General features: G+C 74.4%; 20 protein-coding genes. 9 read left to right on the top strand and 11 right to left on the bottom strand.

Going from position 1 to position 25261, the window contains the following annotated elements:
• Window positions 1-63: 63 nt before the first annotated feature.
• The 4 genes from scpC (at window position 64) to HWY08_RS14055 (ending at window position 4275) form a co-directional block, all read left to right on the top strand.
• Window positions 64-1590, top strand: a complete 1527-nt coding sequence (gene scpC, locus HWY08_RS14070) for a succinyl-CoA:acetate CoA-transferase ScpC (protein WP_176066235.1) — start codon at window positions 64-66, stop codon at window positions 1588-1590.
• 107 nt (window positions 1591-1697) lie between these two features.
• Window positions 1698-2501, top strand: coding sequence for an inositol monophosphatase family protein (locus tag HWY08_RS14065; RefSeq protein ID WP_176066233.1), 804 nt, complete (start codon window positions 1698-1700; stop codon window positions 2499-2501).
• Window positions 2498-3253, top strand: coding sequence for a WecB/TagA/CpsF family glycosyltransferase (locus HWY08_RS14060; RefSeq protein ID WP_176066230.1), 756 nt, complete (start codon window positions 2498-2500; stop codon window positions 3251-3253). Before HWY08_RS14065 ends, HWY08_RS14060 begins: the two co-directional genes overlap by 4 nt.
• A gap of 128 nt (window positions 3254-3381) precedes the next feature.
• A complete protein-coding gene (locus HWY08_RS14055; RefSeq protein WP_176066228.1) occupies window positions 3382-4275 on the top strand; it encodes a transposase in 894 nt (297 codons plus the stop codon).
• A 310-nt stretch (window positions 4276-4585) separates the two neighbouring features.
• Here HWY08_RS14055 and HWY08_RS14050 read toward each other — a convergent pair whose 3' ends face one another.
• A complete protein-coding gene (locus HWY08_RS14050; RefSeq protein WP_176066227.1) occupies window positions 4586-6082 on the bottom strand; it encodes a Ycf46 family AAA ATPase in 1497 nt (498 codons plus the stop codon).
• Window positions 6079-7908 (bottom strand): GspE/PulE family protein, encoded by a 1830-nt coding sequence (locus HWY08_RS14045; protein ID WP_176066225.1) that lies wholly within the window; start codon window positions 7906-7908, stop codon window positions 6079-6081. The genes HWY08_RS14050 and HWY08_RS14045 overlap by 4 nt, the downstream gene beginning before the upstream one ends.
• A gap of 165 nt (window positions 7909-8073) precedes the next feature.
• Here HWY08_RS14045 and HWY08_RS14040 point away from each other — a divergent pair, with 165 nt between their 5' ends.
• Complete coding sequence (locus tag HWY08_RS14040) at window positions 8074-8448, top strand: hypothetical protein (protein ID WP_176066222.1); 375 nt, start codon at window positions 8074-8076, stop codon at window positions 8446-8448.
• Between the two features lie 17 nt (window positions 8449-8465).
• On the opposite strand, the gene HWY08_RS14035 is transcribed toward HWY08_RS14040, so the two are convergent.
• The 3 genes from HWY08_RS14035 to uvrC form a co-directional block, all read right to left on the bottom strand.
• Window positions 8466-9077 (bottom strand): inorganic diphosphatase, encoded by a 612-nt coding sequence (locus HWY08_RS14035; RefSeq protein ID WP_176066220.1) that lies wholly within the window; start codon window positions 9075-9077, stop codon window positions 8466-8468.
• Window positions 9078-9315: 238 nt separating this feature from the next.
• Window positions 9316-10245, bottom strand: a complete 930-nt coding sequence (epsC, locus tag HWY08_RS14030) for a serine O-acetyltransferase EpsC (protein ID WP_209005155.1) — start codon at window positions 10243-10245, stop codon at window positions 9316-9318.
• A 43-nt stretch (window positions 10246-10288) separates the two neighbouring features.
• Entirely contained in the window at window positions 10289-12385 is a 2097-nt protein-coding gene (gene uvrC, locus HWY08_RS14025) for an excinuclease ABC subunit UvrC (protein ID WP_176066219.1), read from the bottom strand.
• A gap of 184 nt (window positions 12386-12569) precedes the next feature.
• On the opposite strand from uvrC, the gene HWY08_RS14020 reads away from it, so the two are divergent.
• The gene (locus tag HWY08_RS14020) at window positions 12570-14561 is read left to right on the top strand and encodes a S8 family serine peptidase (protein WP_176066217.1); all 1992 of its coding nucleotides are present in this window, start codon (window positions 12570-12572) and stop codon (window positions 14559-14561) included.
• A 6-nt stretch (window positions 14562-14567) separates the two neighbouring features.
• Here HWY08_RS14020 and uvrB read toward each other — a convergent pair whose 3' ends face one another.
• From uvrB to HWY08_RS14000, 4 genes are all read right to left on the bottom strand, one after another.
• The gene (uvrB, locus tag HWY08_RS14015) at window positions 14568-16664 is read right to left on the bottom strand and encodes an excinuclease ABC subunit UvrB (protein ID WP_176066214.1); all 2097 of its coding nucleotides are present in this window, start codon (window positions 16662-16664) and stop codon (window positions 14568-14570) included.
• Between the two features lie 39 nt (window positions 16665-16703).
• On the bottom strand, window positions 16704-18161 hold the full coding sequence (gene cysS, locus HWY08_RS14010; protein ID WP_176066212.1) for a cysteine--tRNA ligase: 1458 nt from the start codon (window positions 18159-18161) through the stop codon (window positions 16704-16706).
• A gap of 50 nt (window positions 18162-18211) precedes the next feature.
• The gene (ispF, locus tag HWY08_RS14005; protein ID WP_176066210.1) at window positions 18212-19378 is read right to left on the bottom strand and encodes a 2-C-methyl-D-erythritol 2,4-cyclodiphosphate synthase; all 1167 of its coding nucleotides are present in this window, start codon (window positions 19376-19378) and stop codon (window positions 18212-18214) included.
• A 177-nt stretch (window positions 19379-19555) separates the two neighbouring features.
• Entirely contained in the window at window positions 19556-20089 is a 534-nt protein-coding gene (locus HWY08_RS14000; protein ID WP_176066208.1) for a CarD family transcriptional regulator, read from the bottom strand.
• A 182-nt stretch (window positions 20090-20271) separates the two neighbouring features.
• On the opposite strand from HWY08_RS14000, the gene HWY08_RS13995 reads away from it, so the two are divergent.
• From HWY08_RS13995 to HWY08_RS13985, 3 genes are read left to right on the top strand one after another with little or no spacing between them, the layout of a single operon-like run.
• Window positions 20272-22581 (top strand): DNA internalization-related competence protein ComEC/Rec2, encoded by a 2310-nt coding sequence (locus tag HWY08_RS13995; RefSeq protein WP_235969634.1) that lies wholly within the window; start codon window positions 20272-20274, stop codon window positions 22579-22581.
• 15 nt (window positions 22582-22596) lie between these two features.
• Entirely contained in the window at window positions 22597-22851 is a 255-nt protein-coding gene (locus HWY08_RS13990; RefSeq protein ID WP_176066415.1) for a hypothetical protein, read from the top strand.
• A 40-nt stretch (window positions 22852-22891) separates the two neighbouring features.
• Entirely contained in the window at window positions 22892-23410 is a 519-nt protein-coding gene (locus HWY08_RS13985) for an FHA domain-containing protein (protein ID WP_176066204.1), read from the top strand.
• A 3-nt stretch (window positions 23411-23413) separates the two neighbouring features.
• Here the strand turns inward: HWY08_RS13985 and HWY08_RS13980 are convergent, their stop codons facing one another.
• Entirely contained in the window at window positions 23414-23818 is a 405-nt protein-coding gene (locus tag HWY08_RS13980; protein WP_176066202.1) for a PH domain-containing protein, read from the bottom strand.
• Window positions 23819-23933: 115 nt separating this feature from the next.
• Entirely contained in the window at window positions 23934-25241 is a 1308-nt protein-coding gene (locus HWY08_RS13975) for an adenylosuccinate synthase (protein WP_176066200.1), read from the bottom strand.
• Window positions 25242-25261 lie beyond the last annotated feature (20 nt).

The following is a 25261-nucleotide window of genomic DNA, read 5'->3' as shown; positions in this document are numbered from 1 at the left end:
TGTTTGACCCGGCTCGAAGCCCCTGAAGTCCCGTCCTTTCCAAGCATCGAGGAGGCCGTCACGATGGCTGAGCATCCGCGAGTTCTCTGCAAGTCCCTGTGGAACAAGATCATGCCGGCCGAGGCGGCCGCCGCGATGATCTCGACCGGCGCGACCATCGCGACGAGCGGTTTCACGGGCGCCGGCTACCCGAAGGCGGTCCCGCTCGCGCTCGCCCAGCGCGCCGTGGAGGACAAGACCCGCGGCAAGCCGCTCCGCCTCAACATCCTCACCGGCGCCTCCACCGGCCCCGAGCTCGACCAGGCGCTGGCGCTCACCGACTCGGTGGCGTTCCGCTTCCCGTACAACGGCGACGCCACGATGCGCGAGCGCATCAACACCGGCGCGGCCGAGTACCAGGACATGCACCTCAGCCACGCCGGCACCCTCGTCCGGTACGGCTACTACGGCAAGATCGACTTCGCCATCATCGAGGTCGCGAAGATCCGCGAGGACGGCTCACTGGTCTTCAGCTCGTCCGTCGGCATGAACACCGCCTACCTCGACATGGCGCAGAAGTACATCATCGAGGTCAACGAGTGGCAGGACGAGCGGCTCGAGGGGATGCACGACGTCTTCAACGTCCCGGGCAAGCACGGCGATCGCAAGGCCATCCCGGTGATGAAGGCCGATGACCGCATCGGCACGCCGTCGATGCCGATCGACGTCTCCAAGGTGGCGGCCGTCGTCATCTCCAAGCTCCCCGACCGCAACGGCGCCTTCAAGGCGCCCGGCGAGGACCACAAGAAGATCGCGCAGCACATCCTCGACTTCCTCGACGGCGAGGTGAAGGCGGGCCGGCTCCCGAACAGCCTCACCCCGCTGCAGTCGGGCGTCGGCAACATCGCCAACGCGGTGCTCGTCGGCCTCAACCAGGGCAAGTTCGAGAACATGACCTCGTACACCGAGGTCATCCAGGACGGCATGCTCGACCTGCTCGACTCGGGCAAGCTCCGCATCGCCTCCGCGACCGCCTTCTCCGTCTCGCCCGAGGGCCAGGAGCGGTTCAACAAGAACATCGACCGCTACCGCAAGCAGATCATCCTGCGCCCGCAGGACGTCTCGAACAGCCCCGAGGTCATCCGCCGCCTCGGCTGCATCGCCATGAACGGGTTCGTCGAGGCCGACATCTACGGCCACGTCAACTCGACCCACATCGTGGGCAAGGGCATCGAGAACGGCATCGGCGGGTCGGGCGACTTCGCCCGCAACTCCGCCTACACCATCTTCATGTCCCCCTCGACCGCCAAGGACGGGAAGATCTCGGCCATCGTCCCCTTCGCGACGCACATCGACCACACCGAGCACGACACGATGGGCTACGTGACGGAGTTCGGCTTCGCCGACCTGCGCGGGAAGAGCCCGAAGCAGCGCGCGAAGGAGATCATCGAGAAGTGCGCCCACCCGGACTACCGGCCGATCCTGTGGGACTACTTCAAGCGCTCCTGCAAGTCCCCGAGCGCCGGCCTCCAGTCGCCGCACATGCTCAAGGAGGCGTTCTCGTTCCACACCCGGTACCTCGAGACGGGTGACATGAGGCCCAAGAAGTAGACCGGCGAGATCTCCCGGCAGCACGCGCGGCCGCCCTCCGGGGCGGCCGCTCTTTTTTTTGCGAGGCCGCGGGCGACCGGCGCCCGCGCCTGCGCTAGGCTCAGCCCATGCCGACGCTCGACCTCGATCTCGCGCTCGCCACCGCGCGCCGCGCCGTGGAGGCCGCCGCCGCCGCGGCGCTCGCCCACTTCCGCCGCGGCGTCCGGGTGGACCTGAAGCCCGACCGCTCGCCCGTGACGATCGCCGACCGCGAGTCGGAGGCGGCCATCCTCGCCATCGTGAAGGCCGCCTTCCCCGATCACGCGGTGCTGGGCGAGGAGACGGGGGCGCACGCCGGCGCGGCGGCCACGCGCTGGATCGTCGATCCGCTCGACGGCACGCGAGGGTTCACGCGAGGCGAAGAGCTGTGGGGCCCGCTCGTGGCGCTCGAGCACGAGGGCGAGGTGGTGGTGGGCGCGATGGCGCTGCCGGTGGCGGGCGAGGTGTACTTCGCGGCGCGCGGGCGCGGGGCGTGGCTCGCCAAGGGGGGCGGCGCGCCCGAGCCGCTGCGCGTCTCGGGGGTGGTGCGCTGGGAGGACGCCTCGCTCCAGCTCGGCGAGCCGCGCGTGCTGCTCGCGCCGCCGTTCGCCGGACCGGTGGAGCGGCTCGCCACGAGCTGCGCCCGGACCCGCTGCTACGGCGACCTGGCCGGATTCGCGATGGTGCTCACCGGCCGGGCCGAGGCGTGGATCGAGGCCGGCGTGCAGCTGTGGGACCTCGGGCCGATGAAGGTGCTGGTGGAGGAGGCGGGCGGCCGGTTCACCGACCTCGCCGGCGCCGCCACCGTCGCCTCCGGGCACTGCGTGGCCTCCAACGGCCTCGTCCACGAGCACCTGCTGGCGGCGCTCGCGCCGGCCCTCGCGGCGCGGTGACCGCCCGCTTCGTCCTGGGCGCGGTCCCGGTCGACCGCGTCACCGCCGCCGAGGCGCTCGACCGGATCGGGGCGCTGGTGGAGGCGGGCCGCGGCGGGGCCGTCTTCACGCCCAACGTCGACCACGTCGTGCTGGCCTCGCGCGTCCCCGACCTCGCGCGCGCCTACGCCGCGGCCGATCTGTCGCTCGCGGACGGCGTGCCGGTGGTGTGGGCGTCCCGGCTCCTCGGGGCGCCCGTCCCGGAGAAGGTGTCCGGCTCCGATCTCCTGCTGCCCCTCGTCGAGCGCGCGGCCGCGCGCGGCTGGCGCACCTACCTGCTCGGCGGCGCCCCCGGCGTCGCCGACGAGGCAGCGGCGCGGCTCCGGGCGCGCTTCCCGGCGCTGGTCGTCGCCGGCGCCGACGCGCCGCGACTGACGGTCGACGGGGCGGGTGACGAGAGCGCAGCCGCGCTCGCGAGGCTCGCCGCGGCGCGGCCGCAGCTCGTGCTGGTCGCGCTCGGCGCGCCCAAGCAGGAGCTGTGGATCCACCGCCACCGCGCCGCCCTCGCGCCCGCGGTCGCGGTCGGCGTCGGCGCCGCGCTCGACTTCGCCGCCGGCCGGGTGCGCCGCGCGCCGCGCTGGGTCTCACGCGCGGGGCTGGAGTGGCTGTGGCGCCTCGCCCGCGAGCCGCGCCGCCTCTGGCGCCGCTACCTGATGCAGGACCCCGCGTTCGCCGCGATCCTCTGGCGCGCCCTGCGCGCCCGCCGCCCTTGAACCCAACCCACAGTTCCGCCATTCACCCGCACTGTCCGCCACTCGGACGGTAGTAACGGCCCATCCTCAGCACTCATTCACAAGGACGCAGCTCTCGCATCGGCACGCGCATTGCTCTCGCCCCGCTCATGACGGCGCCTCGCCAGGTTCTCCCCGGCACGACGTATCTCGTCACCCGCCGATGCGCTCAGCGCCAGTTCCTGCTCCGCCCTTCTCGCACGATCAACGCCATCTTCCTGTACGTCCTGGCGGTCGCCGCCGAGCGCTTCGGAGTCCAGATCCACGCGTTCTGCGTCCTCTCCAATCACTTTCATCTCGTCCTCACCGACCCTCTCGCTCGCCTCCCGGCGTTCGAGCAGTTCCTCGACTCCCTCGTAGCCCGCGCCATCAACTCGCACCTCGGCAGGTGGGAAGCCTTCTGGGCACCATCGAGCTACAGCGCCGTCGCCCTCACCTCGCCAGCCGACATCGTCGAAAAGACCGCGTACGTGCTGGCGAACCCGGTCGCCGCTGGCCTCGTGGGGCGCGGGCGAGACTGGCCGGGCCTCTGGTCGGGGCCGGAACACATCGGCGGGGCACCCCTACGCGCGCCGCGTCCCGACACGTTCTTCAGCGCAACCGGCTCCATGCCCGCGGCGGCCGAGCTCGCGCTGAGCTCGCCACCCGGGTTCGACTCCCACGAGACGTTCCGTGAACAGGTCAGCACCGCGCTCGCCGCGCTCGAGCATCGCGCGCGTCGCGCCACAGAAGGCGCCCGGCGGACGTTCGTCGGTGTCGCCAGAGTGCTGGCCCAGAAGCCGTGGAACCGCCCCGTCCGCGCGGAGCCTCGCCGGAACCTGAACCCTCGCGTCGCAGCGCACGACAAGTGGAAACGCATCGAAACACTCATGCGGCTCGCGGCGTTCGTCGCCCGCTACCGGGCTGCGTGGCAGGCGAGGCGGGCTGGCGATGGTTCGGCGGTCTTTCCTCCCGGCACGTACCTGTTACGGATCGCCCACGGCGTTCCTTGCGCCACGATGTAACGGCGCATCGAACGAGCGCAGTCGACCGACAACCGCCACCCGCTCGTATCCGCGACGCGGTGATCGCGGCGAGGACCTCACGCCTTCCCTTCAACGTGCTGCGCGCACGAGGGCGGCGAGAGCGTTCCGGAGTGCGCCCCGCCCGGCCAATGATCGCCAGATCTCCCGAATCGCTGCCCGCCAGTTGACGGTCTCACCGCGGCTCGTCCAGTCGGGCTCCGCGCGAGACCTCGACTACTCTGGGTCCGGAGGCGGCCAAGCCGCGGCTGCCCCAATTACTCTGGGTCAGGACCAGCTGGGCAGGCGGAGATCACGGCTCTGCGCGCCGGAACAGGTCCACCACCGCCGTCTCGCGCCCCGCCCCGCGGGCGCGGCCGCGCGACCACTCGCGCAGCGCCTTGATCTGCTCCTCGTACGTCCGGTAGAGCGGCACGAGGTCCTGCGCCAGCCGGCGAAGATCCTGCGTCTCCACCTCGCGGCCGAGGGCGTAGGCCCGGTGGAGCGCCCCCACCACCACCTGCTCCAGCTCGGCGCCGGAGTACCCGTCGCAGGCGGCGGCGATGGCGGGGAGGTCGAACGCCTCGGGCCCGCGGCCCCGCTTCTGGAGGTGCAGGGCGAGGATGGCGCGCCGCGCTTCGAGGTCCGGGAGGTCCACGAAGAACAGCTCGTCGAAGCGGCCGCGGCGCAGGAGCTCGGGCGGGAGCCGCGTCACGTCGTTCGCGGTCGCGACCACGAACACCGGCGCCCGCCGCTCCTGCAGCCAGGTCGAGAAGGTCCCCAGCACGCGCGCGGCGCGCGGGTCCGTCCCCTCCCCCGGCGCGCTGCCGGCGAACCCCTTCTCGATCTCGTCCACCCACAGCGCCAGGGGCGCGATGGCCTCGGCCGCGGCGAGCGCGCGCGCCAGCCCCTCCTCGGCCCCGTCGCCCGCGCCGAGCACCGACGGCAGGTCGAGCCGGACGAGCGGGATGCGGAGCAGCCCCGCCACGGCCTTCGCGGCGAGCGACTTGCCGCAGCCCTGCACGCCGAGCAGCATCACGCCGCGCGGCGCCGCCAGCCCGAAGCCGCGCGCGTCGTGCGCGAACGCCAGCGCCCGCTCGCCGATCCACGCCTTGAAGCCCTCCAGCCCCCCCACGTCCTCCGGGCGCTCCTTCACCTCGACCAGCTCGAGGCCGCGATCCGAGGCGAGCAGCCGCGCCTTCTCCTCCGTCACGATCGCGACCGCGCGCTCCCCCAGCGCCGGGTCGACGTGCAGCGCGCGGCTGAAGGCGCGCTGCGCCTGCGTGTAGGTGAGCCCAGCGGCCGCCCCCAGCATCGCGTGGAGCGCCGGCGCGTTCGCCGCGGCCGCGCCGCGCGCCGTGAGGAGCGCGCCCAGCGCCGCCCCCAGCTCCTCGCGATCCGGGAGCGGGAGCCGCAGCACGGTCGTCTCAGCGGCCAGCCCCTCCGGCAGCCGCAGCGCCGGCGCGATGACGACCGCGCAGCGCCGCCGCGGGTAGAACTCGGGGAGGACGTCGCGGAGGTGGCGTGCCACCGACCGGTCCTCCAGCTCGTGGTGGAAGTCGAGCAGCAGCGCCGCCAGCGGCTTCTCGGCCGCGTTCGGCCGGAGCAGCGCGTCCAGCGCGGCGTGCGGGTCCTTGGCGGCGCGGTCCACCGGGTCGAGCCCGCGCGTGCGGGACCAGACGGCCACTCCGGCCTCGCCCCCCAGCGCCGCCCGGCAGAGCGCCACCGCGCGCTCCTCCTCGTCGGTCACCACGTACAGGAGGCGCGCCCCGGTGCGGCGCAGCTCGGCCAGCTCCTCGACGAAGCTCATCGCCAGCCCTCCGCGTCGGCCGTCCCGCGCACCGCCTCCTCGAAGGAGGTGACGCCGCTCGCCACCTTGCGCACCGCGTGCTCGCGCAGGCTGCGCAGCCCGTCCTGGCGCGCCGTCCGCTGCAGCACCTCCGGCGTGGCGCCGTCCGCCACCAGGTGGCGCAGCCGCGCGTTCATGGGCAGCACCTCGAACAGCCCGGTCCGCCCGTAGTAGCCGGTGTAGCGGCACTTGGCGCACCCCTCCCCCCGGCGGGCGAGGAGCTTGCCGGCCCAGTCCTCCGGGTGCTTCACCCCGAGCGCGGCCACCTCGTCGGCGGTGAGGGGCACGTCCTGCGCGCAGGCCGGGCAGACCTGCCGCACCAGCCGCTGCGCGACCACCCCGGTGAGCGTGGCGCCGACCAGGAAGCTCGGCACCCCCAGGTCGCGCAGGCGCGCCACCGCCCCGACGGAGTCGCTCGTGTGGAGCGTCGTCAGCACCATGTGGCCGGTGAGCGCCGCCTGCACCGCCTGGCTGGCGGTCTCGGCGTCGCGCACCTCGCCCACCATGATGACGTCGGGATCCTGCCGCAGGACGTGCCGGAGCGCGTCCGCGAACCCGGTGCCGGTCTTGGGGTTGGCGGCGATCTGGTTGAAGTCCTCGTGCACCATCTCGATCGGGTCCTCGATGGTGACCACGTTCACCTCCGGCGAGGTGAGCGCCTGCAGCGCCGAGTAGAGGGTGGTGGTCTTCCCGCTGCCGGTGGGGCCGGTCACGATCACGAGGCCGTGCGGGCGGTCGAGCCAGCGCTCGAACGTCTCGCGCTCGTCGGGCAGGAAGCCCAGCTCCGACAGGTCGCGCACCAGCACGTTCGGGTCGAGGATGCGGATGACGATCTTGTCGCCGAAGGTGGTCGGGACGGTGGAGACGCGCAGCTCCATCTCGGCGTCGCCGCGGGCGGTGCGGATGCGCCCGTCCTGCGGCTTCTTGGCGGCGATGTCGAGCCGGCTCATGATCTTGAACCGGTTGGCGATGGCGCCGTGGACGCCCTTCGGGATGCGGTAGACGGGGTGCAGGACGCCGTCGATGCGCATCCGGATGATCGACTCCTCGCGCCGGGGCTCGACGTGGATGTCGCTCGCCCGCTGCTCGAAGGCGTAGTGGAGCAGGTACTCGACCGCGGCGATGACCGGCTCGCTCGACGCCTCGAGCGCCTCGAGGCCGGAGAGGTCGACGAACTGCTCCAGGTTGCCGACGTCGGCGGCCGGGGCCTCGCCCGAGAGCTGGCTCTGCGCCTCGCGGATCTGCTGCCGGAACCCGTACACCTCGGCGATGGCGCGGTGGATGTCCGAGGGCGCGGCCAGCACCGGCTGGATCTCGCTCCCGGTGAGACCGCGCAGGCTCTCGAACAGCTCGCCGTCGAACGGGTTCGCGGTGGCGACCACCAGCGCGCCGTTCCGGCGCTCCAGCGGCAGCACCGCGTGCCGGCGCGCGAAGGGGCGGGAGAGGGTCCGGGTGATGAGCTGCGCGTCGAGCTTGAGGGGGTCGATCTTGCGGTAGACGACGCCGGCCGCCTCGGCCACCACGCCGGCCGCCTTGTCCTCGTCGACGAGCTCCCCCTCGCGGCGGGCGTCAGGGAAGGCGAAGGAGGCGAGGAGCTCGACCGGCGACAGCTCGGCGCGTCGGAGCGCCCGGCCTTGCCGCGACTGCTCGCGGAGGAGGCGGGCGCGCTGCGCCGGCTCGCGCGCGAGCGCGGTGCGGCGGGCGTCGGCGGTGATGACGCCGCGCTGCGCCAGGACCTCGGCGACGTAGTCGAGGGTGAAGTCGGTGGCTCGGAGGGGGCGCTGCACCGGCGGAGTCTAGCGCGAGGCCGGAGCACCCCCAAGCCGGCGACCGCGCCAGGTGGGCGCTCCACCTCCATCGGCGCCCTCGCGGCGGCCCGCGGCGGGTACCGCCGGGGTCACTGTTCGCGGACGCGGGGTACGTGCGACAGTGCTCGGTCCGAGGTGATCCGCATGGACCCGCGAGCCGAACGAGCGACCGAGGCCCCGCCCGCCGTTCACCCCTGGATCGGGCCGCGCCCGAGCGAGCCGCCGCGCCACCACGCGGGTGCGCTGCAGGGCGCGACCGTCACCGGCGAGGCTGCGCGCCCCCACCTGGCCGTGCGGATCGGGCTCTGGCTCGACGCCGCCGGCGAGGTGCGCCAGGCGCGCTGGCGCGCCAGCGACGACCCCGGCCTCCGCGCGGCCGCGGAGGCGGCCTGCGCGCAGCTCGAGGCCTCCGGGGCCGCGCGGACCTCCGCGCCGGCGCCGCGCGAAGCGGCCGCCTCCGACGGCGCCGAGATGGTCGCCGCCGCCGTGGCGGCGGCGCTGGCGCTCGCCGGACGGTGACGCCGGACCCCCGCCGCTCAGCGGCGCGAGCGGCCGGCCGCCCGGCGCGGCGCCCCGCGGCGCGACGGCCTGGCCTTCGGGGCCTCGGCCCGGCCGGTGAGCCGCGGCTTCTCCTGCTCGTAGAGGCGCATCGCGGCGCGGAGCGCCTGGAGCCCCTCGCGCCGGCCCTGCGGCTCCTCGACGAGCACCTTCTTGTTCTCGAGGCCCTTGTAGTCCTCGAAGAAGCGCTTCAGCTCCCGCATCCGGTGCGGCGGCATCTCGGAGATGTCGTTGTAGTCCGAGTACTCCGGGTCGTCGGCGTGGACGGCGATGAGCTTGTCGTCCTCCCCCTTGTCGTCGCGCATCTTCATCACGCCGATGATCTTGGCGCGCATGATCGAGAGCGGCAGGATCGCCTCCTGGCAGTACACCAGGATGTCGAGCGGGTCGCCGTCGTCGCAGTAGGTCCGCGGGACGAAGCCGTAGTTCGCCGGGTAGTGGACGGAGGAGAAGAGCACCCGGTCCACGATGAGCAGGCCCGACGCCTTGTCGAGCTCGTACTTCACCTTGGTGCCGGTCGGGATCTCGATGATGGCCGGGATGGAGTCCTCCACGTAGCGGGGGAGCTCCACGTCGTGCCAGGGATGCATGGCCAAAGCGCGCCTCCTTGCGGCGTCGAATCGGCGCGACCCTATACCACCACCGCGGCGGCCATGCCGCCTCGAGTCGAGGCAGGAGGGGCCCCGCGCCCGCGGGGAGGGCGGAGCCCTCCAAGGCGGGGCACATGCGCGGGAGCGGCGCAGCCGCGCATGTGCACGGGACCCGCCGAGCGGAGGTGGGGCCCCAGCCAGCTTTGCTGGATGGGGCGGGGGCGCAGCCCCCGTCGGATCAGATCCCGCCGCCGTACTCGAACCCGGCCTCGCGCACCTCCGCCTGCGTGACGCGGCTGCCGGGCGGCACCCCGTGGGTGAGCCACACGTTGCCGCCGATGGAGGAGCCGCGGCCGATGGTGACCCGCCCGAGGATGGTGGCGCCGGAGTAGATCACCACGTCGTCCTCGACGATGGGGTGGCGGTCGATGCCCTTGATCGGCAGCCCCTTCTCGTCCTTGGGGAAGCTCTTCGCGCCGAGGGTGACGCCCTGGTAGACGCGGACGTTCGCGCCGATGATCGCGGTCTCGCCGATGACGACCCCGGTGCCGTGGTCGATGAAGAAGCGCTCGCCGATGCGGGCACCGGGGTGGATGTCGATGCCGGTCACGGCGTGCGCCTGCTCCGTGATCATGCGGGGGATGAGCGGGACGGCGAGCGCGTAGAGCTCGTGGGCGATGCGCTGATTCGTGACGGCCAGCACGCCCGGGTAGCTGAAGATGGCCTCGTCCTTGATCTTGAGGGCGGGGTCGCCCTCGTAGGCGGCCTCGACGTCCGAGCCGACCAGCCGCCGCACCTCCGGGAGCCGGCCCAGGAAGGCCTGGCAGACCTCCGCCGCCCGGTCCGCGCAGTGCGTGCAGCGCTCGTCCTCGTGCCGCTCGGCGAAGGCGAGGCCGCGCCGGACCTGCTCCTCGAGCGCCTGCAGCACGCGGTCGAGCGTGGCGCCGACGTAGTAGTGCAGGTGCTCGTCCGAGAGGTCCGCCGCCCCGAAGTAGCCGGGGAAGAAGACGCCGCGGAGCCCCTCCACGCAGGCGAGGACCGCGTCGCGCGACGGCAGCACGATGCGGCCGTTCCCGTTGCGCGGCGGGGCCAGCGCCGCGGCCTGCTGACACAGCGCATCGACCACGGGCGCGAGGGGGCGCTGCGCGGTGCGGGTGCGGTTCTCCACGGGATCTCCTCCTCGAGGCGGGGTCGGGTTCCCTCCGACCTTATCACCCGCCGTCGCCGGCCGCCTCCTCGGCCAGCGCGGCGTCGAGGTCCGCCTCGCTCACCTCGAGCGCCGGCGCGCCCTCCACCTCGGGTGAGGGCTCCGCCCCGGCGGCCTCTGCGGCCCCGGCGACAGCGGGGGCCGCGGCGGCCGCGTGGAAGAAGTCCCACACCGCCTGCGCCGCCCGCGGCCCGAACCCCTCCACGCGCGCCAGCTCCTCCACCTTCGCCTCGCGGATGCGCCGCAGCGATCCCAGCTCCCGCAGGAGCGCCTTGCGCCGCCCGGCGCCGATCCCGGGGATGTCCTCCAGCACCGAGTGGAAGTTGCGGGAGCGGCGCAGCTTGCGGTGGAAGGTGATGGCGAAGCGGTGCGCCTCGTCGCGCAGCCGGGTGAGCAGGTAGAGCTCGGCCGAGTTCTGCCGCAGCACCAGCGCGTCCTTGCGCCCGGGCAGGAACACCCGCTCCGGGGTCCGCTCCAGCTCCGACACGAAGCCGCGCCCCTTCGCCTCGGCCGCGTCGGCCAGCGCCGCGGCGCTCGCCCGCCGCCGCCCGGAGATCACCCGCGCCGTCCCGTAGTCCATGAGCCGGCTCTTGGCGAGCCCCGCCATCTGCACGAAGGGGAGGCCCGGGTTGCCCGCGGCCGGCGCGGTGGCGACGCCCAGGTCGTGGGCCGCCGCCAGCGCGGCGTGGAGCTGCCCCTTGCCGCCGTCGATGACGAGCAGATCGGGGAACGCGTCCTCCGCGAGCGCGCGCTTGAGCCGGCGGGTGACGACCTCGTGGAGCATGGCGAAGTCGTCCTGCCCGGCGACGCCCTTCACCTTGTACCGGCGGTAGTTGTCCTTGTCCGGCTCGCCGTCCTTCATCGACACCCCGGAGCCGACCGCCAGCGCGCCCTGGAAGGTGGAGATGTCGTAGCACTCCATCCAGCGCGGCTCCTTCGCGAGGTGCAGCGCGCGCGTCAGCGCCGCCAGCGCCTCTTCGCGCCGCTCGTCCTTCTCGTGCCAGCTCTTGAACCCCTGCGCCGCGTTCCTGGCCGCGACCTCGAGCAGGTCGGCCTTGGCGCCCCGCTGCGGGGTGAGGAGCCTCACCTTCCGCCCGCGCCGGTCCGAGAGCACCTCGGCCAGCGCCCACGCCCCCTCGACCTCGAGCGGGAGGAGCACCTCGTCCGGCGGCGGGTTCTGCTCGTAGTAGAGGGCGAGGAACGAGGAGAGCGTCTCCTCGTCCGGGAACTCCTGCTCGCGGAACGGGTAGGTGCGCGCGTCCTGCAGCCGGCCGCGCCGCATGGCCAGCACGGCCAGGACGAGGTCCGGCCCCTCGCGGTAGAGGCCGAACACGTCGCGGTCGCTCTCGTCCGCCATGAGCACCCGCTGCTTCTCCAGGCTGCGCTCGACGGCGACGAGCTGGTCGCGGGCGCGCGCGGCCTCCTCGAAGCGGAGCGCCGCGGCGGCCTCCTCCATCCGGGCCCGGAGCCGCCCCGCCAGCTCCCCCTCCCGGCCCTCCAGGAACTCCACCGCGTCCTCCACCGAGCGGCCGTACTCCTCGGCCGGCACCTCGTAGACGCACGGCGCCGGGCAGCGGTGGATCTGGTACAGGATGCAGGGCCGCTTGCGGTGGTCGAAGACGTGGTCGCTGCAGGTCCGGAGCTGGAACCAGCGGTTCACGACGCGCAGGGTCTCGCGGATCGAGCTCGCGCTCGAGTAGGGCCCGAAGTAGCGCGCGCCGTCGTCCTTGCGCTGGCGCGCGCGCCGCACCTCGAGCCGCGGGTACGGGTGGCGGTCGTCGAGCCGCAGGACGATGAAGTCCTTGTCGTCGCGCAGGCGGACGTTGAAGCGCGGGTGGTGCTTCTTGATGAGCTCGTTCTCGAGGAGCACCGCCTCCTTCTCGGAGCGGGTGACGATGACGTCGATGTCGCCGAGGAGGTCGTCGAGCAGCGCGACGAAGGCCCGCTCGTCGCCCCGCCCCGCGTCGAAGTAGCTGCGCACCCGGGAGCGGAGGCTCGACGCCTTCCCGACGTAGACCACCTCCCCGGCCCGGTCCTTCATGAGGTAGCAGCCCGGCTCGGGCGGCAGGTCGGCCAGCTTCTGTCGCAGGGCGGCGTCCATCTGCGGCGGGATTCTAAGCGGTTCCCACGGCTTGCGCCGGTCGTCCCTCCTGCCAGACGACCGCACGCGCGCCACCTCCTGCGCACCTTGTCCCCGTTGATCGAGGGAACCCCCCAGGGGCACAGTCGAACCCGGTGGCCAGCCGCCCGGAGGCGCGCCGTCCGCCCGCCCGCGAGGACCCTCGATGCACCTCCGCTCCGCCGCCGCGCTGCTGCTGGCGGGACCGCTCCTCGCCTGCGGCCCCGGCGCCACGAGCGGCCCTGGGGCGCCGGCGCTCCACACCCAGTCCGGCGCGGTGCTCCGCGTCGCGCACCCGGTGGGCGGCCGTTACCTCGTGGTGCTGCGCGACGACCTCGCCAAGGAGCACGACGTGGCGATCGACGCCGCCGCGCTCGCCGGCCAGCACGGCGGGCGGGTGGCGGGCACCTGGCGCCACGCGCTGCGCGGCTTCCTGGCGGAGCTGACGGACGCCCAGGCGCAGGCGCTCGCGCAGGACCCGAGCGTCGCGCGGGTGGAGGAGGACGGCGAGCTCCACGCCGAGGGGATCGAGGTGGGCGCCCCCTGGGGGCTCGACCGCCTCGACCAGCGCGGCCTGCCGCTCGACGGCAGCTACGGCTACGGCGCGGACGGCGCGGGGGTGAACGCCTACGTCATCGACACCGGGATCCGCGCCACGCACGCGGAGTTCGGCGGCCGCGCCGCGGGCGCCTTCACGGCCGTGGACGACGGCCACGGCACCGACGACTGCAACGGCCACGGGACGCACGTGGCGGGCACGCTGGGGGGTTCGACCCACGGCGTGGCGAAGGGCGCGCGGCTGTGGTCGGTGCGCGTCCTCGACTGCACCGGGGCCGGGTCGGTCTCGTCCGCGCTGTCGGGGATCGACTGGGTGGCCGCCAACCACCTCTCGCCGGCGGTCGCGAACCTGAGCCTGGGCGGCGCGGCCTCGGCCACCCTCGACCAGGCGGTGCAGAGCGCCATCGCCGCCGGCGTCACCTTCGCGGTGGCGGCGGGCAACGGCGCGCTCGACGCCTGCACGCAGTCGCCGGGGCGCCTCCCGGCCGCCCTGACCGTGGGCGCCTCCGACGCCTCGGACGCCCAGGCCTCGTTCTCGAACTTCGGCAGCTGCCTCGACCTGTACGCGCCGGGCGTGGGCATCACCTCGGCGTGGTTCACCTCCGACACCGCCACGAACACGCTCAGCGGGACCTCGATGGCGACCCCGCACGTCGCCGGGGCCGCGGCCCTCGTCCTGTCGCAGCGCCCGTCGGCGACGCCGGCCGAGGTGGCGGCGGCGCTCACCGCGAACGCCACCTCCGGCCAGCTCTCGGGGGTCGGAACCGGCTCCCCGGACGCGCTGCTCTTCACCGGGTTCCTGGGCTTCGGCGCTCCCGCGGACGCCACCGCGCCGGCGACCGGCGTGAGCGCGCCCGCCCCCGGCGCCACCGTGTCGGGCGTGGTGACCTTCGCCGCGACCGCCAGCGACGACGTGGGCGTGACGCGCGTCGAGCTCTACGTCGACGGGGCGCTCGTCGCCACCGCGGCCGCGCCGCCCTGGACCGCGCCCTGGGACACCACCGCGGCCGCGAACGGGCCGCACACCCTCACCAGCCGGGCCTACGACGCGGCCGGCCACGCCGGCGAGTCGGCCGCCGTGTCCGTGACGGTGGCGAACGCCGCGCCCGCGGCCGCCTGCGCCGCCACCCGCCAGCTCCTCGCCAACCCCGGCTTCGAGGCGGGCACCGCCGCGCCGTGGGTCGCCACCGCCGGCGTCCTCGACCCGACCACCTCGCCGGCCGCGCACAGCGGCGGCTGGAAGGCCTGGCTCGACGGCTACGGCAGCCCCCACGTGGACGACCTCTGGCAGGAGGTCACCCTCCCCGCCGGCGCCTGCGGCGCGAGCTTCAGCTTCTGGCTGCAAGTGACCACCGCCGAGACCAGCGCCTCGACCGCCTTCGACACGCTCACCGTCACCGTGCGCGACGGCGCCGGAAGCCTCCTCGGCACGCTCGGCGCCTTCTCGAACCTCGACGCGTCGAGCGGCTGGACCCAGTGGCGCTTCGACCTCTCGGCGTGGCGCGGCAGGACCATCCGCCTCCACCTCCACGCCGCCGAGGATCCCACGCTCCAGACGAGCTTCCTCGTCGACGACGCGGCGGTCACGGTGGTGCAGTAGCGCCGCTCACCGGCGCCGGCGCCGCATCGCCTGGGCCCGGCGAGGCGCCCGGGCCGCGTCGCCGGCCGCGAGGTTGGCCCCCGAGCCGAGCAGGCCCTTCATCCCGACGCCGAGCTTCCGCACCACCCCGAGCTGGAGGTCCTTCAGCGCCAGGACGCGGTCCCGGAGCTGGGCCGCCCGCTCGAACTCGAGCGCCTGCGAGGCGGCCTTCATCTCCTTCTCCAGCTCGGCGATCATGCGCGGGAGCTCCTCCGGCTGGTACTCGGCGCCGTCGGCCGCCAGCGGCACGGGCAGCTCGCCCGCCGGGGCCTCGGCCAGGTGCAGGTCGGTGATGTTCCTCCGCACCGACTGGGGAGTGATCCCGTGTTCCTCGTTGTACCGGCGCTGGATCTCGCGCCGCCGGTTCGTCTCGTCGAGCGCCTTGCGCATCGAGTCGGTGACCTTGTCGGCGTAGAGCAGCACCCGGCCGTTCAGGTTGCGGGCGGCGCGGCCGATGGTCTGGATGAGCGAGACCTCGCTGCGCAGGAACCCCTCCTTGTCGGCGTCGAGCACCGCCACCAGCGACACCTCCGGGATGTCGAGCCCCTCGCGCAGCAGGTTGATGCCGATGAGGACGTCGAACTCGCCCCGCCGCAGGTCGCGGATGAGGGCGCTCCGCTCCAGCGTGTCGATGTCGGAGTGCAGGTAGCGGCAGCGGACGCCGACGTCGGTGTAGTACTCGGTCAGATCCTCCGCCATGCGCTTGGTGAGGGTGGTGACGAGGACGCGCTCGCCCGCCGTGGCGCGCGTCCGCACCTCCGCCAGGAGGTCGTCCACCTGCGTCCCGACCGGCCGCACCTCCACCTCCGGGTCCACGAGGCCGGTGGGCCGGATGATCTGCTCCACCACCACGCCGCCCGCCCGGTCGAGCTCGTACCGGGCCGGGGTGGCGGAGACGTAGATGCCCTGCTTCACGATGCGCTCGAACTCCTCGAACTTGAGCGGGCGGTTGTCGAGCGCCGAGGGCAGGCGGAAGCCGAAGTCCACCAGCGTCTCCTTGCGGGAGCGGTCGCCGCGGTACATGGCGCCGATCTGCGGCACGGTCTGGTGGGACTCGTCGATGACGAGCAGGAAGTCCTTCGGGAAGTAGTCGATGAGGCAGGGCGGCGCGTCGCCGGCCCGGCGCCCGGAGAGCCAGCGCGAGTAGTTCTCGATCCCCGAGCAGAAGCCCATCTGCTCCAGCATCTCGAGGTCGAACATCGTCCGCTGCTCGAGCCGCTGCGCCTCGACCAGCTTGTCCTGCGCGCGCAGCTCCTGGAGCCGGCCGCGCAGCTCCTCGCAGATCCCGTCGATGGCGCGCTTGCGCGTCTCCGGCGCCGAGACGTAGTGGCTGTTGGGGAAGATGGCGACCTTGTCCAGCTCCCCCAGGTTCTGGCCGCGCAGGGGGTCGAACTCGGTGATGCGGTCCACCACGTCGCCGAAGAACTCGATGCGGACGGCGCGCTCCTCCTCGTACGGAGGGAAGACCTCGAGCGTGTCGCCGCGGACGCGGAAGGTGCCGCGGTGGAAGTCGAGGTCGTTCCGCTCGTACTGGATGTCGATGAGGGAGCGGATGAAGCGGTCGCGCAGGAACTCCTGGCCCTTCTCCACCTGCTGCAACAGCCCGTAGTACGCCTCGGCGGTGCCGAGGCCGTAGATGCACGACACCGACGCCACGATGAGCACGTCGTTGCGGGTGAGGAGCGCGTGGGTCGCCGCGTGCCGCATGCGGTCGATCTCGTCGTTGATGGACGAGTCCTTCTCGATGTACGTGTCGGTCGAGGGGACGTACGCCTCGGGCTGGTAGTAGTCGTAGTAGCTGACGAAGTAGTGGACGGCGGCGTCGGGGAAGAGCTCCTTGAACTCGCCGTAGAGCTGCGCCGCCAGGGTCTTGTTGTGGGCGATGACGAGCGTCGGCCGCTTCACCTCCGCCACCACGTTGGCGACGGTGAAGGTCTTGCCCGAGCCCGTCACCCCCAGGAGCACCTGCGCCAGGTCGCCGCGGCGCAGCCCCTCCGTCAGCTCGCGGACGGCGCGCGGCTGGTCGCCGGTCGGCTGGTAGGGGCTCTTGATCGCGAAGGACACCCGCGGAGCTTAACGCGGAGCGGCGGCCCCCGCCGCGGACTACTCCACCTTCCAGGTGGTGCCCTGCGGCCCGTCCATGAGCGCGACGCCCAGGGCGAGGAGCTCGTCGCGGATGGCGTCGGAGCGGGCGAAGTCCTTCGCCTTCCGCGCCGCGGCGCGCTCCTCGAGGCGCCGGGCCACCAGCGCCTGGTCGACGCCGCGCCGCGCCGCGGCCCGGTCGCGCAGCGCCGCCAGCGCCGCTGCCGGAGGCCGCTGCACGATGCCGAGCTCGTGGCCGGCGAGCCGCGCGTCGCGGGCGAAGCGGGCCAGGCGCGCCCGGTCCTCCGGGGTCTTCTTGCCCTTCTTGTCGGCGAGGGCGTTGGCGGCGGTGAACGCGTCGGCGAGCAGGCCGAGCACGGCGGCGGTGTTGAAGTCGTCGTCGAGCGCGGCGCGGCAGGCCTCGACGAGGTCGCCGTCGGCGGCGCCCTCGCCGGCCGGCGCGCCGGCGCCGAGCGCGTCCGCCTTCTGCAGCGTCTCGTACAGGTAGACGAGCCGCTTCTCCGCCTCCACCAGCACCGCGTCGCTGTAGTTGATGGGGTTGCGGTAGTGGGTGTTGAGCAGGAAGACCCGCACCGCCTCCGGGTCGAACTTGGCCAGCACGTCGCGCACGGTGAAGAAGTTGCCGAGCGACTTCGACATCTTCTGGTCGTCGATCTCGACGAAGCCGTGGTGCATCCAGTAACGGGAGTACCCCTCCGCGCGGAGCTCCCCCTCGCCCCCGGCCGCCACCGACTGCGCGATCTCGTTGGTGTGGTGGGGGAAGACGAGGTCCTTGCCGCCGCCGTGGAGGTCGATGGGCTCGCCGAGGTGCGCGGCGCTCATGGCCGAGCACTCGATGTGCCAGCCCGGCCGCCCCCGGCCCCAGGGCGAGTCCCAGGCCGGCTCGCCGGGCTTCGCGCCCTTCCACAGCGCGAAGTCGAGCGGGTCGCGCTTGGCCTCGCCGGGGTCGACGCGCGCGCCCGACAGCAGATCGTCGAGGTTGCGCTTGGCCAGGCGGCCGTACTCGGGGAACTTGCGGACCGCGTAGTAGACGTCGCCGTTCCCGGGCGCGTAGGCGAAGCCGCGCGCGACGAGGCGCTCGATGAGCGCGACGATCTGCGGCAGGTGCCCGGAGACGCGCGGCGCCACGTCCGGCGGCCCGTTGCCGAGCGCGGCCATGTCCTCGTCGAAGGCGCGGGCGTAGAAGTCCGCCAGCGCGATGGGATCCTCGCCCCGCTCGTTCGCGCGCTTGATGATCTTGTCGTCCACGTCGGTGAAGTTGCGGACGTACTTCACCTGGTAGCCGCGGGCGCGGAGGTGGCGCACCACCACGTCCCAGACCACGTAGCTGCGCGCGTGCCCGACGTGGGCGTGGTCGTAGACGGTGGGGCCGCAGGCGTAGAAGCGGACCTGCCCCGGCTCGAGGGGGACGAACTCGCGCTTCTTCCCGGCGAGGGTGTCGTGGATCTGGATGGCCATCGCGGTCGATCCTAGCCCGGAAGCGCGCGCCGGTGTCGAGAACCCGGCCGCTAAAGGGCGGCGCGGTAGAGCAGCGCGACCGCGTGCGCGGCGATGCCCTCGCCGCGGCCGACGAAGCCGAGCCGCTCGCCGGTGGTGGCCTTCACGTTCACCTGCGCCGGGGCGACGCCGAGCGCCTCCGCCAGCCGGGCGCGCATCTCCTCGGCGCGGGGCGCGATCTTCGGCCGGCGCGCCGCCAGGGTCACGTCGCAGTTGCCGACCCGCCAGCCGGCGGCCGCCGCCTTGCGGGCGATCTCGCGCAGGAGGACGAGCGAGGAGACGCCCTTCCAGCGGTCGTCCGTGTCGGGGAAGTGGCGGCCCAGGTCGCCCAGCCCGGCGGCGCCCAGCACGGCGTCGCCGATGGCGTGGGCGCAGATGTCCGCGTCCGAGTGGCCGACCAGGCCGTCGCCCTCGAACTCCACCCCGCCCAGCACCAGCCGGCGGCCGGGCCCGAAGGGGTGGACGTCGTAGCCGACCCCCATCGCGACCGGCGCCTCCAGCCGCGCCCGCGCCCGCTCCACGTCCTCGGCGCTCGTGATCTTGAAGTTCCCCGCCTCCCCCGGGACGAGCGCGACCGGGAGCCCGAGCCGCTCCACCAGCGCGCACTCGTCGGTGGCCTCGGCCGCGGCCGCCCCCGCCTCGGCGAAGGCGCGCCGCAGCACCTCGGCGCGGAAGCCCTGCGGCGTCTGCGCCAGCCAGAGCGTGCGGCGGTCGAGGGTGCGGCCGGCGCGCGGGGCCCCGCCGGCGTTCGGCGCCGCCTCCTTCACCGTGTCGCTCGCCGGCAGCGCGGCCAGCGCGGCCCCCTCCGCCGCGGCCGCCAGCGCGACCGCGCGGACCAGCGCCGGCGTCGCGAACGGCCGCGCGGCGTCGTGGACCAGCACCAGCGCGCAGTCGTCGGCCGCGGCGAGCCCGCGCTTCACCGAGTCGGCGCGGGCGGGGCCGCCCGCCACCGCGCGCACCGGCTTCCCCAGCCCGGCCAGGTCGGCCGCGGCGCGCGCCTCCTCGCCGGGGGGCACCACCGCCACGAGGACGTCGACCAGCTCGCAGGCGGCCAGCGTGGCCGCGCTCCGGCGCAGGACGGTCTGACCGCCCAGGCTGAGCCACTGCTTCGCGACGCCGGCCCGCGTCCCGGAGCCGCCCGCCGCCACGATCCCGCCCACCCGCTCGCCGCCGATCATCCCGCTCCTTTGCCGGAGCCTGGCACCGCGCGTGCTTCAGCGTGCCCGCGGATGCCCCGGCTCCACGTTCCAGCGCGCCCTGACGCTCCTACAGACGACCGCCGCGCGGACCTGGGTCCACGCGGCGGAGGGTGCACCCCTGGGCCGAGCGCCGCGTGGCGCCCGGCCCGGAGCACGTCACTGGATGTTGAAGATCTTCTTCAGGTCGGTCTCGACGTCCTGCTCGTCGCAGTCCTTGGCGATGGCCAGCTCCTTGATGAGGAGCGAGCGCGCCGTGTCGAGCATCTTCCGCTCGCCGAACGAGAGGTCCTTGTCGGAGCGGAGGAGGTACAGGTCGCGCAGCACCTCGGCGATCTCGAACACCGAGCCGGTCTTGATCTTGTCCATGTACTCCCGGTACCGGCGGTTCCAGGTCGTCGAGTCGACCGAGACCTCCTTCTCGCGCAGGATGCTGTAGACGCGGCGGACGTCCTTCTCCCCGATGATCTCGCGCAGGCCGACCGAGCCGACCTTGTTCATCGGGATCATGATCTTCATCCCGTTGTCGAGGATGCGGAGCACGTAGAAGGACTGCCGCTGGCCGGCGACCTCCTTGTGCTCGATCCCCAGCACCTCGCCGACCCCTTGCCCGGGGTAGACGGCCTTGTCTCCGACCTTGAAATTGTGGCCGGCTGGGATAGTCTGCGCTGCAGGCGTTGCGGTTGCGGGCATCAGTTCCTCCGGCCCTCGCCAGGAGTGGCGGAACCCGTTCTCCTCCCACCTTCGGGCGGAACGGGCAGGGTGCCGAGTCGCGGGACCCTACCACAGCTTTCCAAACCCGTCAATCTTGAAAAGTCGGGTGATGTCGGGGGTGGTGCGTCTGTTGCGCACACCGCCGGCGCCCGGGCGCGTTGATGCGGCGGCCGCTGCCGGCGCTGGCGCTCGGCTTCGCGGCCGGCGTCGCCTGGCCCGGCGCGGGGTGGCCGCTCCCGGCCGCGGCGCTGGCCGCCCTCCTCGCGCTCTCGCCGCCGCTCGCCCCGCTCGCGTTCGCCTGTGCGGGGTACGCCGCCGCGGCGGCCACCCGCGCCCGCGTCCCGGCCGCCGCCGCTCCGGCCGAGGGGATCGTGCAGGGGCGCGTCGCGTCGGTGCCGGAGCGCTTCGAGGGCCAGGTGCGCTTCACGCTCCGCACCGCCGGCGCGGACCTCCTCGCCACCGCGCCCGACCTCCCGTGGCCCATCGCGCTCGGGGATCGCCTCCGGCTGCAGGCGCGGCTGCGCGCGCCCGAGGGGCAGCGCAACCCCGGCGGCCGAGACCGCGCCGCGGAGCTGCGGGCGCGCGGGGTGGCGCTCGAGGCGCACGCCTCCGCGCCGCCCATCCGCGCCGGGCCGCCCTCCCCGCTCGCGCACCTGGAGCTCGCGCGGGTGAGGTTCGCGGCGGCGGCCGCGAGCGCGCTGCCGCCCCGCGAGGCCGGGCTGGTGCGGGCCATCGGGACCGGCGACCGCGGCGGCGTCGACCCCGCGACCGCCGACGCCTTCGCGCGGAGCGGGCTCGCCCACCTCCTCTCCGTCTCCGGGCTCCACCTCGCGGTGGTGGCGCTGGGCGCCTACCGGCTCCTCCGGGCCGGGCTCGCCCGCGCGGGCCCGCTCGCGCGCCGGGGCGACGTGCGCCGCCCGGCGGCCCTCCTCGCGCTGCCCCTCGCGGCGCTCTACGCGCTCGCCACCGGCGCCGACGTACCCGTGGTGCGCTCGGCGCTCGCCGCCGCGCTCGGCTTCGGCGCCGTGCTCTTCGACCGCGAGGCGGACGCGCTGAGCGGGATCGCGCTGGCGCTGGTGGCGGTCCTGGCCTTCCAGCCGGGCGCGCTCTTCGACCCCTCCCTCCAGCTCTCCTTCGCGTCGGTGGCGGGGCTGGCGCTCCTCTCCGGCCCGCTGCGGCGGGCGCTGCCCTGGCCGCCGGAGCGCGAGCGCTGGTGGGGGCGCGCCCGCGAGCTCCTCCTCGCCAGCGCCTGCGCCAGCGCGGCGGCCACGCTCGCCACCGCGCCCATCGTCGCCTTCCACTTCCGGCGCCTCTCGCTGCTGGCGCCGATCTCGAACCTGGCCGGCGTGCCGCTCGGCTCCGCGCTGACGGTGGTGGCCGCGCTGGCCGCCGCGGCGGGATCGCTCACCCCGGGCGCGGCGCCGCCGCTCCTCCTCGCCGCGCGCCCGCTCGCGACCGCGCTCCTGTGGGTGAACGACCGCTGCGCCGCGCCCTCCTGGTCCTCCGTGGGCGTCGGCTCGCCCAGCCTCCTCGGCTGCGCCCTCTGCTACCTCGGCCTCCTCGGCGCCTTCCGGCTGCGGGGCGCGGCGCGCGCCGGGGCGGCGGCGCTCGCGCTGGCCGGGCTGCTCGCGCCCGCGCCGCTCCGGCACGCGCTCGCGGTCCGGCGGGGCGGCCTCGAGGTCACGTTCCTCTCCGTCGGCCAGGGCGACGCGGCCGCGCTCCTGCTGCCCGACGGGAGCGCCGTGCTCGTGGACGGCGGCGGCGAGGCGCAGGGGCATGGCGACCCCGGCGCGCGCGACGTGCTGCCGTGGCTGCGCGACGCGGGGGTGCGCCGGCTGGCCGCGGTGTTCCTCTCGCACCCGCACCCGGACCACCTGGCCGGCCTGGCCGCCGTCGCCCGCGCGCTGCCGGTCGAGCGCTTCTTCACCAGCGGGCGCCCGGGCGACGAGGCCACCGCGGCGAGCTTCGCCGCCCTCCCCCCGGCGTTCCCGCTCTCTCCAGGGCAGGCGTACGAGCGCGCCGGGGTCCGCGTCGAGGTGCTCGGGCCGCCCGCCGGGAGCGAGGCCTGGAGCGAGAACGACGCCTCGCTGGTGCTGCGCGTCGACCACGGCGCCGTCGCGTTCCTCCTCTGCGGCGACGTCGAGGCGGAGGGCGAGGCGGCCCTCCTCTCGGGCGGGGCCGACCGCCTCGCGGCCCAGGTGGTCAAGGTCCCGCACCACGGCAGCGCCACCAGCTCCGGCCCGGGCCTCGTGGCCGCGGCGCGGGCCCGCTGGGCGGTCGTCACGGCCGGGCGCGACAACCGGTTCGGGTTTCCCTCGCCGGAGGTGGTCGCGCGGTGGGAGGCGTCGGGCGCCGAGGTCGTGCGCACCAGCGCGGGGGCGGCGCGGTTCCTCTCGGACGGACGGACGGTCCGTCGCGCGCCCGCGGCGTCGTCGCTCGACGCGCTGGCGCTGTGGGCGGAGCGTCCCTAGGTTCCGCGTCGAATGGTGGACTTCGAGAACATCGACCTGGCCGGCGTGGCGCGCCTCATCCAGCAGCACATCCCGCCCGGAGAGCCGCCGGTGGGGTACCTGCGCGGGCGGAGCTACTTCCGCGACGTGCTCGTCCACGCGCTCGACTGCTCCGACGTCGAGGCGGAGCAGCTCGTCGACACGCTCGAGATGAACGGCTACCTCCACTTCGAGGGAGATCCCGCCGAGCGGTCCGTCGCGGACAGCCGCTGGGACATCCACGTCGGCTGACCACCGCCGGCTGGCATGCCCCGTGGAAGATGCCGAGGGCATGGCAGCACCTCCGGAGAGCACCCGGGCGCTCCTCGCCGCGATCCTCGCCCCGGCTCCACGGCCCCCCGAGGGCGCGGGCAGCGGCTCGTGGCTCGTGGCGATCCGCGGGCCCGGCGCGGGCGATCGGCTGGCGCTGCGCGACGGCGCCGTGCTGGGTCGCGGCCGCGCCGCGGACCTGCGGCTGCGCGACGGACGGACCTCGCGGAGCCACGCGCGCTTCACCCGCGCCGGCGCCAGCTGGCGGGTCCACGACCTCGGCAGCAAGAACGGCGTGCGGGTCAACGGCCGGCCCGCGGCGAGGAGCGGCGCCCTGCTCGCCCCGGGCGATCGGCTGGCGGTCGGCGATAGCCTGCTCCTGTTCGAGCCCCCCGCGGCGGGGCCGGCCCGCGCCTTGGCGCCCGTTCGCGCACCCGCGCCGGCGGGCGCCCCACCGGTGGCGGCCCGTCGGCCCGCGGCCCTCGCCGCCGCCTGGGCGCTGCTCGCCTGCGCGGCCGCCCTCGCCGCCGCGGCGCGGTGACCCTCAGCTGCGGACGAGTCCGGCCCGCTCGAGCATGAGCTGGGCCAGCTCGCGGTGCCGGGCGAGCAGGCTCGAGAACTGGACGCGCCCGCGGCGGGTGAGCACGGCGTAGAGCGTCCCGGCCAGCCCGACCCGCACCTCGACCTTCAGGATCTCGTCCCAGGTCACGCGCAGGCGGCGGAACACGGTCCGGAAGACGACCCCTTCCGGTCCCACCTCCACCGCCAGCCGCCCGTAGTGCGCGCTGCAGCAGGCGAAGTAGGCGAGGAAGGCGAGCGCGGCGGCCACGCTCCCGAGCGGCGCACCGGGGAAGAGGGCGAGCGCGCCGAGGGCCGCCGCCCACACGGCCGCAGCCGCGAGGAGCGCCAGCCGCAGCGAGAGCCGCGCGCGGTAGGTCCGTGGCGCCACGAGGAGAGTCTACGGAGCGCCGCCGCGCCTCCGCAAACGGAGCAACCCCTCCCGCTCGGGCGCCCTGTCGCGGGGCGTCCCTTTCGGTGACGCCCCGGCGCTGCTCCGCCGCGGCTCAGCGCCGCCGCGGGGCGAGGAAGGGGTTCTCGAGGACGATGGTCTCGCCGCGGTCGGCCCCGACCGAGACCGCCACCACCTTCACCCCGACGAGCTCGGCCATGCGCTCGACGTAGGCGCGGGCGGCGCGCGGCAGGTCCTCCCAGCGGCGGGCGCCGTCCAGCTTCTCGGTCCAGCCCGGGAGCGACTCGTAGACCGCCTCGCACTTCTCCAGCGTCTCGAGGTCGCTCGGCATCTCCTCGTAGGTCTTGTCGCCGCAGCGGTAGGCCACCGCGATCTTGATCTCGGGGAAGCCGGTCAGGACGTCGAGCTTCGTCACGGCGATGCCGTCGAGCCCGTTCACGCGCACCGCGTAGCGGAGGGCGAGCGCGTCCATCCAGCCGGTGCGGCGCGGGCGCCCGGTGGTGGCGCCGAACTCGCCGCCGACCTGCCGCAGCTTCTCGCCGGTCGCGTCCTTGAGCTCGCTCGGGTAAGGGCCGCCCCCGACGCGGGTCGAGTAGGCCTTGGTGATGCCGATGACGCGGTCGATGGCGGTCGGCCCGACGCCCGAGCCGGTGGCGGCGTTGCCCGCCACGGTGTTCGAGCTGGTGACGAACGGGTAGGTGCCGTGGTCGACGTCGAGCAGCGTGCCCTGCGCGCCCTCGAAGAGGAGCGACTTGCCCGCGCCGATGGCGCGGTGCAGCCAGAGCGAGGCGTCGCGGGCGAACGGCGCGAGCTTCTTCCCGAGCTGCGCGTACTGCTGGACGATCGCGCCCTCGTCGGCGTCGAGGCGCGCGCCCAGGCGCGCCAGCTCCTCGCGCGCCGCCGGCAGCCGCTCCTTCACCTTGCGCGCGAGCCGCGCCTCGTCGAGCAGGTCGCGGATGCGCAGCCCGCGCCGGGCCACCTTGTCCTCGTAGGTGGGCCCGATGCCGCGGCCGGTGGTGCCGATCTTGCCCTCGCCCATCCGCTGCTCGCGGGCGACGTCGAGCGCCTGGTGCCAGGGCATGATGACGTGGGCGTCGAGGGAGAGGACGAGCTGCTCGTCGTCCTGCAGCAGGCCGCGGGACTTGAGGGCGTCGATCTCGCGCGCCAGCACCTGCGGGTCCACCACCACGCCGTTCCCGATGACGCAGGACTTGCCCGGGTGGAGGATGCCGGACGGGATGAGGTGGAGGACCGTCTTCTGGCCCCCGACCACCAGCGTGTGGCCGGCGTTGTTGCCGCCCTGGAACCGGACCACCACGTCCGCCTGCTGGGTGAAGAGGTCGACGACCTTCCCCTTCCCCTCGTCTCCCCACTGCGCACCGATCACGACGACGTTGGGCATGCTCGTTCCTCGAAGTGCTG

It is taken from the genome of Anaeromyxobacter diazotrophicus (genome assembly GCF_013340205.1).
Classification (GTDB): domain Bacteria; phylum Myxococcota; class Myxococcia; order Myxococcales; family Anaeromyxobacteraceae; genus Anaeromyxobacter_A; species Anaeromyxobacter_A diazotrophicus.
Note: the sequence above shows the minus strand (reverse complement) of the source record. Positions and strands in the feature narration are given on the sequence as shown.